Below are 14,465 nucleotides of genomic sequence, written 5' to 3'. Positions count from 1 at the left end.
GAGAGTGCGCACAATGCGCGCCGTCACACCGCGGGTGCCACTTTGTCCGGGACGAGCCCGACCAGCCGCCCGACCAGTTCCCCGAACGGCCCGTCCGCGGGCTCACCGGCCAGGATCCGTACGAGGATGCCCGCCATCTCCGCGTCGTACGCGGCGCTCACCGCCGCCAGCGCCGCGAAGTCGTGCACCAGCTGCAGCTCCAGCTCGGCCCGCGGGATCCGGCGGCCGTCCAGCCAGATCAGCGCCGTGGACTCGGCGAGCGAGACCCAGGAGCGCACCACGAGCTCCAGCCGGGCCGGGACCTCGTCGAGCCCGATCCCCAGGTGCGTGAGGATCTGCTCGTACGCCGCCTGCCGGACCTCGTCGATCATCGCGTTGGCCCGGCTGCTCCCGGCCGCCGGACCGCCCCGCATCAGCGCGGAGAAGCCCGGCCCGTGGTCCTCGACGAACGCGAAGAACCGCCCCATCACCCGCAGCAGACGCGCTCCGAGCGGCCCCTCCCGGGGCTCCACGAAACGCTGCGCCAGCTCGTCGGCCGCCCGCCGCAGGGCCGCCTCGTACAGGCTGAGCTTGCCGGGGAAGTAGTGGTAGACCAGCGGCCGGGATATCCCCGCGGCCGCCGCGATCTCGTCGATCGACACATCGTCGGGCGACCGGTGACTGAACAGCTCCAGGGCAACCCCGATCAGCTGTTGCCGCCGCTCCTCGACACCCATCCTGCGCCGCACTCCGGTCGTCATGCGAACACCCTACTGGTGAGCGTTCACAGGTCCAGGGCGAGGCGGACCCCCTTCGCGCGCGAGACGCACAGCAGCATCGACTCCCCGCGCTCCTGGTCCGTGAGCAGGTCGTCACGGTGGTCCACCTCGCCCGCGAGGACCCGGTGTTGGCAGGTCCCGCAGAATCCCTGCTCGCACGAGTACGGGGTGTCCGGCAGCTCCCTGCGCACCGCGGCGAGGGCGCTCTCCTGCGCGCCGACCTCCACGACCCGTCCGGAGCGGCGCAGTTCGACCGTGAAGGCCCGCGCCGGACCGGGCGCCGCGGACGGCGCGAAGCGCTCCAGGTGCACCGCCGCCGGATCGCGGACCGCCGCGGTGACGGCCTCCATCAGGGGTTCCGGGCCGCAGCAGTAGACCAGGGTGCCGGGCGTGGTGTGCGCGAGCGGAGTGAGGTCGGGCAGGCCCACCTCGTCCTCGGGATGGACCGTGACCCGGTCGCCGTAGGCCGCGAGGTCGTCCAGGAAGGGCATCGAGTCGAGGGAGCGGCCCCCGTACAGCAGGGTCCAGTCGGCGCCGGCCGCGGTGGCGGCGCGCAGCATCGGCAGGATCGGGGTGATGCCGATGCCGCCCGCGACGAACGCGTACGACGGGGCCGGGAGCAGCTCGAAGCTGTTGCGCGGGGGCCGCAGTTCGAGTTCGGCGCCCTCGACGAGCCGGGCGTGGGCCTCGCGGGAGCCGCCGCGGCCGTCCTCGACCAGCCGGATCGCGATCCGGTAGCGGCCCTCGTCGGCCGGGTCGCCGCACAGCGAGTACTGGCGGACCAGCCCCGAGGGCAGGGTGACGTCCACGTGCGCGCCCGGTGTCCACGCGGGCAGCTCCGGGGATTCCAGGGTCAGTTCCAGTACGTCCTGCGCCGGCTGGGTACGGGTGACGATCAGCGCGCGCAGCGCGCGGCGCGGGGAGTGGCCCGAGACGGGTACCTCCAGGGCCGGCAGCGGCCACAGCGGGGACCGCCCGATCCGGCGGTTCAGGGCCCGCCGGGCCGTCCAGGCGGCACCCGCGACCGCCGTGGCCGTCATGACGGCGAGGGCGCGCCTCATGCCCGCACCCCGCCGTTCGCGCCGGGGGAGGAGGCCAGGTAGGCCACCGCCTGGGCGGTGGAGCCCTCCTGCGAGGGGTGGTACGTACGGGAGAGGTACTTGGGGATGGACTTCAGCATGGAGCCCGTCGAGGGGAGCACCCCCTGCTGTCCGGCCAGGAAGAACTGCCCGAAGGAGGCCTTGCCGTCGACGAGGTGGGGGTCGTTCTCCATGAAGAAGCGGACCCCGCGCTGCCAGAGGAAGACCAGGGCGGCGAAGGCCGTCGCCCAGGTCCGGGCCCGGCGCCGGTAGCCGCCGTCGACGTGCATGAACAGGTCGAAGGCCACCGAGCGGTGCTCGACCTCCTCCGCGCCGTGCCAGCGCAGCAGGTCCAGCATGGTGGGGTCGGCGCCCCGCAGGTCGAGGGCGTCGGCGTTCAGGACCCAGTCGCCGAGGAATGCCGTGTAGTGCTCGATCGCCGCGATCATCGCGACCCGCTCCATCAGCCACCAGTGCCGGGCCCGGCCCGGCGGCAGGGTCCGGTCGCCGAGCAGCTTCTCGAACATCCAGTCCACCTGGGCGGTGTAGGGGGTCGGGTCGAGACCCAGCCGCTTCAGGTGCGGGAGGACGTCGTCGTGGGCGGCGGCGTGCATGGCCTCCTGGCCGATGAAGCCGACGACGTCCGCCCGCAGCCGCTCGTCCTCGATGTACGGGAGCGCCTGCTTGTAGACGTGCACGAACCACCGCTCCCCGGCGGGCAGCAGCAGGTGCAGCACATTGATCATGTGTCCGGCGAAGGGGTCGCCGGGCAGCCAGTGCAGCGGGGTGTTCTCCCAGCCGAAGGACACGTTCCGGGGCCTGAGGTCCACGTGTTCCGACGCCACGGGGGCGGGCGCAAGCGGCGTATTAGACATGGCGTCAATGTACTGACCGGTACAGGAGGTGAGAAGACCCCGGCGCCGACTTCTCGCGCCCGCCGCGGTGTGGCGTCGTCTGCGGCTATCGTCCGGTGCTGCCGCTCGCGAGCGCCCATTCGCGGTTCAGCGAGCCCAGCGGGATTTTGCGCTCGAAGGCGGGCGTGCCGAAGAGGGACAGCTGGAGCTGGAGGTTCCCGCTCAGGTCGAAGCCGCCGTACAGGGCCCAGGCACCGCTGACGGAGGCCTTGCCGTCGCTGGACGCGGTCGCCGCGACGTCGGCCTCGCCGCGCAGGTAGGGGGCGAAGTCGCCGGTGACGCCGACGGCGCCGTAGAGACCGACGGACGCCTCGGCGCCGAGCGCGCCCCTGACCTTGCCGGCGGCGGTGACGGTCGCCTGGACGGGCGTGCTCTTCACGTTCGACGCGCTGACCGGGGTCCAGCCCTTGCCGAAGGCGTAGCTGCCGCCGACCTTGAAGTCGCCCTTCACGTCCTGCTGGACGTCGAGGGTGACCTTGCCGTCGGCCTCCACCTGGATGTAGCAGGTCAGTCCGAGGCTGACGACGACCGGCACCGGGCCGACCTGGATGACCGGGGAGCTGTGCAGCTTGGCGAAGGGGATCCGCTTCGGCGCTCCGGTGCTCGCGGCGGCGCGGCCCTGGAGCTTCCACTGCGAGGACCAGTCGCCGCTCATCCCGAGGAAGGCGCCGCGCGGGCCGGAGCCGCCGCCCTGGGAGCCGTCGTAGGAGAACTCGACCTGCGGGGCGAGCTGGACGAAGCCGGAGACGGAGGCTCCGGCCGAGGCGGGCGCGTCCGGCGCGGTGTCGACGGAGGCGTTCACGTCGAGCCGCAGGTTCCCGAGCGGCAGCTTCCCGCCCTCGGGGCCGAACTTCAGGCCGTCTCCCTTGGCCCAGGAGAAGGTGACGCCCTTCATCAGGGGCTCCACGACGACCGTCGAGGGGTCGACGGGGACCTTGCCGTCGGCCTTGTCGTCGTTGAGGACGGCCGCGAGCGTCGTGGGCGCGGTCTTGACCTCGGTGCCGTGGTCGGTCTTGCCGACGACCTCGGTGACCTTGGCGAGCAGGCCGTTGGGGGCGCCGGGCGCGGGGGCGCTGGCGATGACGTCGCCCGCGGCCACGGGCTTGTCGGCCTCGGGCGACTTGTCCGTGGACGGCGTCGGGGAGGGGCCCTTCGGTGGGGCCTTGGCTATGACGGCCCGGCCGGTCGTGGCGTCGTACGAGGCGACCTTGAGCGTGGACTTCTCGGTCCGGCCCTTCGAGCCGCCCCGGGCGACGGCCGCGGGCGTGGGCTCGCCCTGGGGTGCGGCCGCCACGTCCAGCTGTTGCGAGGTGCCGTCCGCGGACGGGGTGAGGCGAGCGGGGACGGCCGGTTCGGCGGCGCCATCGTGGGATGTCGAGGCGCAGCCGGTGGCGGTGAGCGCGAGGGCGGTCAGACCGGGCAGGAGGAGGCTGCGGGCAAGCGTGCGCACGTGGTGGACCTTCAAAAGGGGCAGGGGTGTGGGGGATTACCGATCGGTAACCGGAACCCGATCATGCCATGTGTGCGCGGTGACCGTCATGTCCGTATCCCGCCAACTCCCCACGGCCACTTGGTCGTTGAATCTTCATGCGACGTCGCGGCCGACTTGCCCGTCCTCCGGCGTCAGCGCAGGACGCCCGCCGTCGAGCCGTCCGTCAGCTTTCCCGACAGGTCCACCTGGGCGCCGGCCGGTGCCTTGACCGCCAGTCGGTTACCGTTCGCCGAGCCGTTCACCCCGCCGCCCGACACCGACAGCGAGGCGAACTGCGCGCTGCCCGCCGCCAGGACGTACCACTGGCCCGCACGCGACTTCCACAGCACGCCCGCCAGCACCCGAGGTTCCCGGGGCCCGCAGGCGGCGGCCCCTTCCGCGGCCGCTGCCTGCGCCGCCGTCGCGGCGCCCGGCGCCAGGAACTGGGCCTGCACGCGGTCCGCCGCACCCTGCCACGTCTCGGCCCGGGTGCAGAGCCAGGTTGCCGTCCCGCCGCCCTCCGGCAGCGGCTGCTTCGCGTACGTCCAGGAGTTGACCGTGCGGACGCCGTGCGAGCGGACCGAGGGCAGCAGGCAGGCGATCCGCGACCAGTCCGCCAGCTCCGCGGCCTCCGTCACGTTCCGCTCGGCCCCCGGCGCCCCCGAGGTGAGCCGGGCCGGAGTCAGCTCGCCCAGGTCGGTGATCAGCCGGGTGGCGCCGTCCCCGGTCAGGGACAGGGCGTTCCAGCTCGTGCAGTCGCCCGTGGGAGCAGGTCCCGGCACCGGCGGGGTCACCCCGTCCGGGGTCGGCTTGAGCACCACCGGCTGACCGTCGGGCTTCAGCAGGTCCCGCAGGGCCGCCCCCGTCACCCAGGGCGCCGTGAGATAGCGGACGTTGCCGTCGACGCGGCTGACGACCAGCGCGGTCGCGGTGTCCGCCGAGGCACCGTCGGTCCGGGCGAAGTCCAGGGCCGCGCCCGCGGAACCGGAGCGCGGTTCGGCGTAGCGGACCACGCGCAGGCCGTCGTACAGCAGGACCACCACGGCCTGGTCGACGGCGCCCGCGAACAGCAGCTGCGCCGGCCCCATCGGCGGCCCGGACGGGGTCCCCGGCGTGGCCGAGACGACCACGGAGGAGCCGGGCCGCGCCCAGACCGCCAGCGCCCGGCGCAGCAGCGCCGTGTCGTCCGCGCGGTCCCCGCGGGCCGGCCAGGTCGAGAAGTCCGTACGGGAGGACGTGTGCCAGAGCGCGGGCGCCGCCCGGACCAGCTCGGCGGGATCCAGAGCCTGTTCGGCCGCGGCGTTGCGCGCGTACGGCGGGGCGGCGGCGCCGTCCGAGCCCCAGCCCCCGCCGGGCAGCGCCAGCAGCGCCCCGCACACGGCGAGGGCGGCCCCCGCGGCCAGCGCGGCCCGCGAGAGGCGGCGGCGCCGCAGCAGGTCGGTGGGCCGGGCCTGGAGCACGCACGGGTCGAACTCGGGGGAGGCGAACAGGGCGTCGTTCGCCGGGTCGCCGGACTCCGCGACCGCGGCGGCCGGATCCGGGACGCCGGCCTCGTCGAGCACGCGGACCACCTCCGGCTCGGGCAGCCGCTCCAGGGCGCGCAGCACGCAGGCGGCCCGGCCCGGCCCGTCGAGGGTGGCCAGCCACTGGTCGAGGGCGAGCTCCTCGGCCCCGCCCGAGCGGGGGAACAGCCGCAGGCCCCACACCTGCGGCAGCGCCGGCGGGAGCTGCGCGCGCCGGGGAAGCGCCCGGAACGTCAGCGGGAGTCCCGCCTCCAGGGCCGCGCGGAGCACCCGCAGCCGGACGTACGCGTAGCCGGAGTCGTCCGGGCCGCCGCGCTGCCCCGGAACCCCGCCCTGCACCGCGGCGGCGCCCGCCGTCGCGTCCCGCCGCCCGCGCGGCAGCGCCCGCTGGACCAGCGAGTGGGCGGTGAGCACCCGCCGGTTACGGCCGAGGGTGGGGGGCAGCACCAGATAGGCGAGCCGCACCAGCCGCGGGTAGTGCTCGACGATGGCTGCCTCGGCCTGCTCGACGTCGGGCGGCACGGCGGCCGCGGGAGGCTGGGGGCGGGTGGCGGTATCCGGCGCAGTCACGTTCAGCAGAACGAGCGAATCGTCGGATGGTCACCCGCCTGCCGCCTGCCGCCTGCCGCCTGCCGCCTGCCGCTTGCCGCCTGCTGCCCTCGGCCGGCCGCCCTCGGCCCGTGGCCTGCCGCCCGTGGCCCGCAGCCCGCCCCGCGGTGCGCTCGGGCCGGGCGGCTCAGACCACCAGACGGGCGCGGAGCGCCTCGACGGTCTCGTCCGGCACGCCGAGGCCCTCGCGCACGTACTTCTCCATGGAGCCGTAGCGCGTCTCGACCTCGTCGAGGGCGGCCTCCAGGTAGGAGGGGAAGACCCCGATCAGCGCGAGGGCGATGTCCGGGTTGCCGCCGGCCGCCGTGAAGCCCTCGATCATCGGGGCGAAGGCCTGCTTCACCGCCGGGTTCACCGACAGGTATTCGGCCATCAGGGTGTCGTCGTCCGCGCCGAGCAGCGCCAGGATCACCGTCGCACCCCAGCCGGTGCGGTCCTTGCCGGCCGTGCAGTGGAACAGCAGGGGGCCCGCCTGCGGGTCGGCGGCCTCGGTGAGCAGCAAGCGGTACGCGGCCTGCGCGGAGCCGGAGCCCACGAAGGACCGGTAGATGTCGGCGAAGAGGGCCTGCGCCTTGCCGCCGCCCAGGTGCTCCTCGGCCACCACCGGGTCGGCGAGCAGGTCCTTGAGCTGGGCGGCGGCGGGCTTCCTGCCGGCCTCGCGCAGCTTGTCCGCGAAGACGTCGGCGACCAGGAGCCGGGCCCCGGCCGGTATGCGGTCGGGGTGGTCGGCGCGTTCGGCGTCGGTGCGGAAGTCGATGACGGTGCGCACGTCCAGCGCCGCCACCACCGTGTCGGCGTCGAGGTCGAGCCGGTCGAGCTGGCCGGAGCGCAGGACCAGGCCGGGGCGGACGGTACGGCCGCCGGAGAGCGGGGTGCCGCCGAGGTCGCGGAGGTTGGCGACGGTGGTGGACGGGGTGGCGGTCATCGTGGCGGCTCCAGCGGTGTTCGAGTTACTCGTGTCATGTGGCGATGTGGCGATGTGGTGGTGCGGTGGTGTGGTGGTGGGGCGGTGCGGTGGTGTGGTCGATCGGGGGAGCGGTCGGGTAGGGCTGCGGTCGTACGACGGTGGGGCGATTCAGGCCATTTTCTGACGCTTCGTACCTGAAAGGCAATCGAGAGTCAGCGAGACCCCTATGCCGATCCCGAGCGCCGCGAGGTGCCCGGCGTCGGTGAAGGTCCGGCCGCGCCCCAGTACGGGCGCCGCCGCGAGCGCGAGCAGTCCCGCCCGGGCGGCCGTGCGGACGGCCCCGCGCGGCAGGGTGGAGGTCAGTGCGCCGAGGACGGCGTTGAACCCGTAGCTCGTGCCCACGTCCAGGGCGCGCCGGGTCGCGGCATCGGCCGTCCTGCGCAGCGCGCCGTACACCAGGAGGGTCGCCGAGGCGTGCCCGAAGAGGAACACCGCGGCCGTCCACCAGGCCCCGTACGCGTACTCGGCGTAGCCGAGCACCGCGACCAGCAGCAGCGCGTACGGCAGGGGCATCGGTTCCTCGACGACGAGAGCGCTGCTCAGCAGCGTTTCCCAGCGACCGGCGGCCAGGTTGTCGACATTCGTCGAGCAGTCCCGGAGCAGCCGCTCCCGGTTGGCCGGTCCGGTGCGCTCCAGGGCGTAGGCCCCGAGCTGGACCCCGCCGGCGTACACCGCTCCCCACGGAATTGGATTCACTTGCTCATGATCGGATAAGCCCCTGGCGGAGACCAAGGGGCCCCGTGCGAACATGTCCCGGCCATGTTCGAATCCTTCGCGCCACTGCGCGCCACCCGAGCCGCGATGTTCGCGGCGATGTGCGTCGCCCTGGGTGCTACAGGGCATTCGCACATGTCCGGGACGGATGTCCCTGTCTTCGGCCTTCTGGGTGCTTTCGGGGTGACCTTCGGGCTGGCCTGGCTCGTCGCCGGGCGGCGGCGGGGCCCGCTGGGCATCACGGCCGCGGTGCTCTCCGTACAGGGTGTGCTGCACCTCGTCTTCTCCGGCAGTCAGGCGGCGCGGTCCGTCTCCGGGCCCGCCGCGACGCCGGGGCACCACCACATGCCCGCTGCGCACCCCGGCCAGGCCGGCACGGCGGACGAGGTCGGCATGGCCGACATGGCTGACATGGCCGGCATGGCCGACATGGCGGGAGCGGCTGGTCACGGCGGCGCCGGGATGATCGCTGCGCACGTGATGGCCGGGCTGCTCTGCGCCGCCTGGCTGGCGCGGGGCGAGGCCGCCGTCTTCCGGCTGGCCCGGGTCCTGGGTGCCGCGGCCCTGCACGCCGCCCGGCCCCTCGCCCGTGCGCTCGAACCGGTGCGGGCCCGGGTGGCCGCGCCGTCGGCCCCGCCCGTGGTCCGCGCCCGGTTCCCCCGGCCGCGTCGGCTGCGCGGGGCGGTCCACGCCCACGCCGTGGTGCGCCGCGGGCCGCCGTGGAGCGGCAGTGCCCTCCGCTCCACGGCCCCCGGCCGTCCTGCCCGCGCCTGATCCGCTGATCCGGCGCACCTCCACGGCACCCGTGCGAGGGGAGGCGAGACCTGGGGCCGCCGTCCCCATGCCTTCGCCGACACCTAGGACCACCATGTCCCTTGAAGAAGCCCAGGACGTCCGTACCCCGGACGCCGACCCGCCCGCCGACCCCAGGAACCGCGGCGGCAGCTGGGCCGCCGTACGCCCGCTGCTCCTGCGTATGCACTTCTACGCGGGCCTGCTCATCGCCCCGCTGCTGTTCCTCGCCGCCGCCACCGGGCTGCTCTACGCCGCCTCCTGGCAGGCGGAGAAGATCGTCTACGCCGACGAGCTGACCGTCGCCCGCGTCGGCGACGCCGCCCTCCCGCTCAGCGCCCAGGTCGAGGCGGCCAAGGGCGCCGCACCCACGGGCGAGGTCGTCTCCGTCTGGCCGGGCCCCGACGCCGAGGCCACCACCCGGGTGATCATGGAGAGTCCGGGCCTCGCGGAGGGCGAGACGCTCACCGTCTTCGTCGACCCGTACACCGCCGAGGTGCGCGGACAGCTCACCACCGTCGGCGACGCACTGCCGCTGCGGGCCTGGCTGAGCACCTTCCACTCCAACCTCCAGCTCGGGGAGTTCGGCCGCAACTACAGCGAACTCGCCGCCAGCTGGATGTGGGTGGTCGCGCTCGGCGGCCTCGCCCTGTGGATCGGCCGCCGTCGCAAGCGCGCCTCGCAGCTCGTCCTCCCGGACCGGGAGGCCACCGGGCGGCGCCGGACCCTGTCCTGGCACGGGGTCGTCGGTCTCTGGTCCGTCGCCGGACTGATCGTGCTCTCCGCCACCGGCCTGACCTGGTCGAAGTACGCCGGTGAGAACATCGGGCAGCTCCAGGACAGCCTCGGCGGCGCCACTCCCGCGGTCTCCGCCAAGCTGAAGCCGGGCGGTGAGGCCGACGGCGCCGACGAGCACGCGGGCCACACCATGCCCGAGGGCACCGAGATGCCCGCGCCCGCGCCCACCGCCGACGTCGGCCTGGACCGGGCCGTGGCCGCCGCCCGGGACGCCGGTGTCACCGAGGCGATCCGCGTGACCCTGCCCGCCAAGGGCAAGGGCTACGTGATCAAGGAGAACGACAAGCAGGTGCCGGTGCACTTCGACACCGTCGCCGTCGACCCGGCCGACGCCCGTGTGATGGACGAACTGCGCTTCGCCGACTACCCCGTGCTCGCGAAGATGACCCGCTTCGGCATCGACCTGCACATGGGCCAGACCTTCGGCCTCGTCAACCAGATCGTGCTCGCCGCCCTGGCCGTCGGCGTGATGTTCCTCGTCTTCTGGGGCTACCGCATGTGGTGGCTGCGCCGGCCGACGAAGGACCGCACGCTGTCCGTGGGCCGCGCGCAGCCGCGCGGCGCCTGGCGGAAGCTGCCCGTGACCGTGGTGCTGCCGCTGGCCGCGGTGACCGCGCTCGTGGGCTGGTTCATCCCGCTGCTCGGGATCAGCCTGGCCGCCTTCCTGGTGGTGGACCTGCTGCTCGGTCTCGTGGCACGCCGCCGGGCGGCGGGGGCCGGGGCCACCGCCGCGTAGCGCGGCTCCGGTGACCGACGGTGGGCCCGCACTCCCGGGAGGAGTACGGGCCCACCGTCGGTCAGGGGGCGTACTTGTAGCCCACCCGGCGCACCGTCTGGATGGCGCCGCGGTGCGACCCGCCCAGCTTGCGCCGCAGCCGGGCGATGTGGACGTCCACGGTCCGGCCGTCGCCGACATGGCCGTACCCCCAGACCGTGGTGACCAGCTGGTCCCTGCTGTGCACCCGGTGCGGGTGCTTCACCAGGTGGGCCAGCAGCTCGAACTCCAGGTACGTCAGGTCGAGTACGCGACCGTCGACCTCGGCGGTGCGCTGCGCCGCGTCGATGCGGATCGGGGCGTCGTCCTGGCCGGCCCCCGGGGCGGCGTCCGGACCGGGGGCCGCGGCCGCGGGCTGGGCGGCGGCGCCGGCGACCGGCTGGACCACGGCAGCCGCGGCGGCCACGGCCTGCGGGGCGAAACCGGTCGGCGGCTGCTGGTCCGCCGGTACGAGGAGCAGGTAGCCGACCATCGGCGGTCGGCCCGGCAGTGCCGGAAGGGTGTGCTGGGGCGCGGGCAGCCAGGTGGCACCGGGCGGGAGGAGGTCCACGACGCGGGCCACCTCGTCACGGTCCACGGCGCGCAGCCGGGTGCGGGGACCGGGCGGACGGGTCGGGGCAGCGGTCGCAGCGGAGGTCGAGTTCAGGGAGCGGGTGTTCGCCATGAGTGGTCAGCTCTTTCACGCGGAGTGGCCGGCAGGAGACGTACGTGCGTCATCGATGTCGTACCGCGCAGACCGAAGGCCCCGGAGGAGCTCGGAGGAGAGGTCCGGAGGCTTTAGATGGCCGGCGCGTTCTTCGCGCGGCAACACTCACGATCGAAGTCGTGGTCCTGACGGGACGGCCAGAACGGTTCGAGGTCGCTGCGACCTGACGAGGTGTGCGGGTGGCCGGCCATGGCCCCATTCAAGCAGAAGCGATGCCCCCGGGGCAGGCTGTGTCTCGTATTCTGGATCAAGGTCTCATCATCCGGTCTGACCCATCGGCAAACCGGGGCAATTCATCAACTCGCCAACCGCCTGCGCCAGTCCGGTCCCGTCACGCGTATCGCATCGTGGGCAGAGGCCCCACACCCACCGCAGCGCCTCGGCGCCGAGCACCGCCGGGTGCGCCCGGAAGTGCCGGTACGCCGACACCCGCCGGGCCTCGGGGGCGCGGCGGGTGTCGGCGGGTGTCGGCGGTGTCCGGGGGAGCGGCGGGCGTCAGACCAGGCCGTCCTTCTCCAGGCCGGTGCAGCAGGTGTCCGTGATGAGGCGGGTCACCACGTACGGGTCCACGTTCGCGTTCGGGCGGCGGTCCTCGATGTAGCCCTTGCCGTCCTTCTCCACCTGCCACGGGATGCGGACCGAGGCACCGCGGTCCGAGACGCCGTAGCTGAACTCGTTCCACGGGGCGGTCTCGTGCAGGCCCGTCAGGCGCTCGTCGATACCGGCGCCGTAGTTCTTCACGTGGTCGAGCGGCTTGCTGCCCTCACCCAGCGCCTCGCACGCCGAGATGATCGCGCGGTAGTCCTCGCGCATCGACTTCGTGGAGAAGTTGGTGTGCGCGCCCGCGCCGTTCCAGTCGCCCTTGACCGGCTTCGGGTTCAGCGTCGCGGAGACGTTGAAGTCCTCGGCGGTGCGGTAGAGCAGCCAGCGGGCGATCCACAGCTGGTCGGAGACCTCCAGCGGGCCCAGCGGGCCGACCTGGAACTCCCACTGGCCGGGCATGACCTCGGCGTTGATGCCGGAGATCTCCAGGCCCGCCGCCAGGCAGTGGTCCAGGTGCTTCTCGACGATGTCGCGGCCGAAGATCTCGTCCGAGCCGACACCGCAGTAGTAGCCGCCCTGCGCGGCCGGGAAGCCGCCCACGGGGAAGCCGAGCGGACGGACCCCGTCGAAGAAGGTGTACTCCTGCTCGATGCCGAAGATCGGCTCCTGGCCGGCGAACTTCTCGGCGACCGGACGCAGCAGCGCGCGGGTGTTCGACTCGTGCGGGGTCATGTCGATGTTCAGGACCTCGCACAGCACGAGGACGTTGTCCCCGCCGCGGATCGGGTCCGGGCAGGAGAACACCGGGTTGAGCACGCGGTCGGAGGCGTGGCCCTCGGCCTGGTTGGTGCTCGATCCGTCGAAGCCCCAGATCGGCAGCTCGGCGCCGTCCGCCAGGATCTTCGTCTTGGAGCGAAGCTTCGCCGTCGGCTCGGTGCCGTCGATCCAGATGTACTCAGCCTTGTAGCTCACGGGCCCATCCTCAGACTCTGCGGGTGCTGCCGGCCGCTGCTTCATCGCTGCGGTGTTGACCGCAGCGTGCCCGCCCGCCGTTTCTCCTCCGTTGCCCGTGTGTGAACCCCGTGTTACCGGGGTTTACGCCGCTGGTCGCGCCGCTTGTGCGGGTTGGCGTCCGGGCGTCCGTCCGCATGCGGCAGACTGGCCGGGTGAGCATTTCGTCTGATTTGAGCCCCGCCGCAGACCCCGCCCCGACCACCGCCGGTCAGGCCCCCGCAGGCCCGCACCCCCGCGTCGGCCTGCTCGGCACCGGCCCCTGGGCACACCGCACCCATGCCCCGGCCCTCGCCGCGCACACCGGATCCGAGTTCGCCGGAGTGTGGGGCCGCCGGCCCGAAGCCGCGGCGGAACTGGCCCGGAAGTACGGCGTGAAGGTGTACGAAGACCCCGACGAGCTGTTCGCCGACTGTGACGTCGCCGCCTTCGCCCTGCCACCCGACGTGCAGGCCCCGCTGGCGGTGCGCGCAGCCGCCGCCGGCTGTCACCTGCTGCTCGACAAGCCCGTCGCGACGACACCCCGGGACGCCCGGGCCGTCGCCGACGCGGTCGAGGGCCACGGCGTCGCGTCCGTCGTCTTCCTCACCCTGCGCTTCGCCGAGCCCACCGCCGGCTGGGTCGCCGAACAGGCCGCCCGCACCGGCTGGTTCACCGCGGCCGCGCACTGGCTCGGGGCCGTCTTCCCGCCCGACGGAACGCCCAGCGCCTACGCCGACTCCCCCTGGCGCAAGGACAAGGGCGGCCTGTGGGACGTCGGGCCGCACGCCCTGTCGGTCCTGATCCCGATCCTCGGCGACGTCACCGAGGTCAGCGCCACCCGCGGCCCCTCCGACGTCGTCCAGCTCGCACTGCGGCACGCCTCCGGCGCGGCCAGCACCGCCGTGCTCAGCCTGGGCGCGCCGAGTGCGGCCGCCGGGGTGGGGCTCGAACTGCGCGGCTCCGAGGGCGTGCACGCACTGCCCGGCTGGAGCGACGTACCGGGCGCGTACGGGCGGGCCCTGGACGCGCTGCTCACCGCCGCCCGCACGGGCACGCCCGATCCGCGCGGCGCGGACTTCGGGGCCAGGCTGACGGAGATCCTCGCGCAGGCGGAGGCGCAGCTCCCCGCGCTGTGAGGGCGCTGCTTGAGGGCGTTACTTGATGAGGGCGTTGGCCACGATGATGGCGAAGCCGATGGTGGCGTCGGCCAGGCCGAACAGCAGGGACCGGCCGAGCCGGTGGCCGACCCGGAGCGCCACGAGCGCGCCCCAGCCGAAGAGCAGTGCGGTGTTCAGGCCGAGCCCGGCGGCCGTCACGTCGTAGGCGTCCCAGTTGCCGAGCCCCGCGGCGGTCAGCAGCAGCACGGTGGGCAGGGTGGCCACGACCAGTGGCCACTCGTCCCACAGGGCCCGGGCCAGGAGCCGCCAGCGGTGTGCGCCGGAGCCCTCCCGGTGGGAGGCCATGTGGTGCGCGTAGCCGTGCGCGAGCCCCGCCGTGGCGGCCGTCACCAGGACCCAGCTGGCGTCGTAGAACGGGGTGAAGTCCTCGCCCTCCTGGTTCAGTGCGGCCATCAGGGCGCTGGCCAGGACCGTTCCGTAGACCCCGCCGAACATCCAGTCGGCGTGCCGGTGGGACGGCTGGGGCGGGCGGGTGGTCGGGCCCTCTTCCTGCGGCTGCTGCTCGGTCACGACGGAGTCCTTCGGTGCGGTATGTCCTTGTTTGACGCTCCGGCCACCCTACGAGAACCGCGGGTGGGGACGATGTGAAGACCCCGCAGTCCCCGCGGTCTCCGCAGTCCCCATAGCCCCTGCGGACCCGGCAGC

At 73.8% G+C, this 14,465-nt stretch carries 13 protein-coding genes; 3 read left to right on the top strand and 10 right to left on the bottom strand.

Annotation, left to right across the window (positions count from 1 at the left end; all coding sequences use genetic code 11):
- Positions 1-23: 23 nt before the first annotated feature.
- The 7 genes from ACIPXC_RS24680 to ACIPXC_RS24650 all read right to left on the bottom strand — a co-directional run bounded on the left by ACIPXC_RS24680 (position 24) and on the right by ACIPXC_RS24650 (position 8,017).
- Positions 24-740 carry a TetR/AcrR family transcriptional regulator gene (locus ACIPXC_RS24680; RefSeq protein WP_401622089.1) on the bottom strand — a complete coding sequence of 239 codons (717 nt, stop codon included), beginning with the start codon at positions 738-740 and terminating at the stop codon, positions 24-26.
- A gap of 23 nt (positions 741-763) precedes the next feature.
- Positions 764-1,819, bottom strand: coding sequence for a PDR/VanB family oxidoreductase (locus tag ACIPXC_RS24675; protein ID WP_401622086.1), 1,056 nt, complete (start codon positions 1,817-1,819; stop codon positions 764-766).
- On the bottom strand, positions 1,816-2,712 hold the full coding sequence (locus tag ACIPXC_RS24670) for a metal-dependent hydrolase (protein WP_401622084.1): 897 nt from the start codon (positions 2,710-2,712) through the stop codon (positions 1,816-1,818). The genes ACIPXC_RS24675 and ACIPXC_RS24670 overlap by 4 nt, the downstream gene beginning before the upstream one ends.
- A gap of 85 nt (positions 2,713-2,797) precedes the next feature.
- Positions 2,798-4,201 carry a hypothetical protein gene (locus ACIPXC_RS24665; protein ID WP_401622081.1) on the bottom strand — a complete coding sequence of 468 codons (1,404 nt, stop codon included), beginning with the start codon at positions 4,199-4,201 and terminating at the stop codon, positions 2,798-2,800.
- A gap of 173 nt (positions 4,202-4,374) precedes the next feature.
- Positions 4,375-6,315 carry a hypothetical protein gene (locus tag ACIPXC_RS24660; RefSeq protein WP_401622078.1) on the bottom strand — a complete coding sequence of 647 codons (1,941 nt, stop codon included), beginning with the start codon at positions 6,313-6,315 and terminating at the stop codon, positions 4,375-4,377.
- A 166-nt stretch (positions 6,316-6,481) separates the two neighbouring features.
- Positions 6,482-7,279, bottom strand: a complete 798-nt coding sequence (locus ACIPXC_RS24655) for a tyrosine-protein phosphatase (protein ID WP_401622075.1) — start codon at positions 7,277-7,279, stop codon at positions 6,482-6,484.
- A 150-nt stretch (positions 7,280-7,429) separates the two neighbouring features.
- Positions 7,430-8,017: a rhomboid-like protein gene (locus ACIPXC_RS24650; RefSeq protein ID WP_401622072.1), complete on the bottom strand. Its 588-nt coding sequence runs from the start codon at positions 8,015-8,017 to the stop codon at positions 7,430-7,432.
- Between the two features lie 63 nt (positions 8,018-8,080).
- Between ACIPXC_RS24650 and ACIPXC_RS24645 the strand changes: the two genes are divergently transcribed.
- Together ACIPXC_RS24645 and ACIPXC_RS24640 are read left to right on the top strand one after the other, a co-directional pair.
- Positions 8,081-8,809: a hypothetical protein gene (locus ACIPXC_RS24645; protein WP_401622069.1), complete on the top strand. Its 729-nt coding sequence runs from the start codon at positions 8,081-8,083 to the stop codon at positions 8,807-8,809.
- Positions 8,810-8,903: 94 nt separating this feature from the next.
- The gene (locus ACIPXC_RS24640; RefSeq protein WP_401622066.1) at positions 8,904-10,361 is read left to right on the top strand and encodes a PepSY-associated TM helix domain-containing protein; all 1,458 of its coding nucleotides are present in this window, start codon (positions 8,904-8,906) and stop codon (positions 10,359-10,361) included.
- A gap of 61 nt (positions 10,362-10,422) precedes the next feature.
- On the opposite strand, the gene ACIPXC_RS24635 is transcribed toward ACIPXC_RS24640, so the two are convergent.
- Together ACIPXC_RS24635 and glnII are read right to left on the bottom strand one after the other, a co-directional pair.
- Positions 10,423-11,064, bottom strand: a complete 642-nt coding sequence (locus ACIPXC_RS24635; protein WP_401622063.1) for a winged helix-turn-helix domain-containing protein — start codon at positions 11,062-11,064, stop codon at positions 10,423-10,425.
- A gap of 537 nt (positions 11,065-11,601) precedes the next feature.
- Positions 11,602-12,621 carry a glutamine synthetase gene (gene glnII / locus ACIPXC_RS24630; protein ID WP_401622060.1) on the bottom strand — a complete coding sequence of 340 codons (1,020 nt, stop codon included), beginning with the start codon at positions 12,619-12,621 and terminating at the stop codon, positions 11,602-11,604.
- 200 nt (positions 12,622-12,821) lie between these two features.
- Between glnII and ACIPXC_RS24625 the strand changes: the two genes are divergently transcribed.
- A complete protein-coding gene (locus ACIPXC_RS24625) occupies positions 12,822-13,778 on the top strand; it encodes a Gfo/Idh/MocA family protein (RefSeq protein WP_401622164.1) in 957 nt (318 codons plus the stop codon).
- Positions 13,779-13,796: 18 nt separating this feature from the next.
- Here ACIPXC_RS24625 and ACIPXC_RS24620 read toward each other — a convergent pair whose 3' ends face one another.
- Positions 13,797-14,330, bottom strand: a complete 534-nt coding sequence (locus tag ACIPXC_RS24620; RefSeq protein ID WP_401622057.1) for a hypothetical protein — start codon at positions 14,328-14,330, stop codon at positions 13,797-13,799.
- Between the last annotated feature and the right edge of the window lie 135 nt (positions 14,331-14,465).

It is taken from the genome of Streptomyces sp. NPDC090021 (genome assembly GCF_044748225.1).
Lineage (GTDB): Bacteria > Actinomycetota > Actinomycetes > Streptomycetales > Streptomycetaceae > Streptomyces.
The sequence above is the reverse complement of the archived record's forward strand: the minus strand, read 5'-3'. Positions and strand labels throughout refer to the sequence as shown.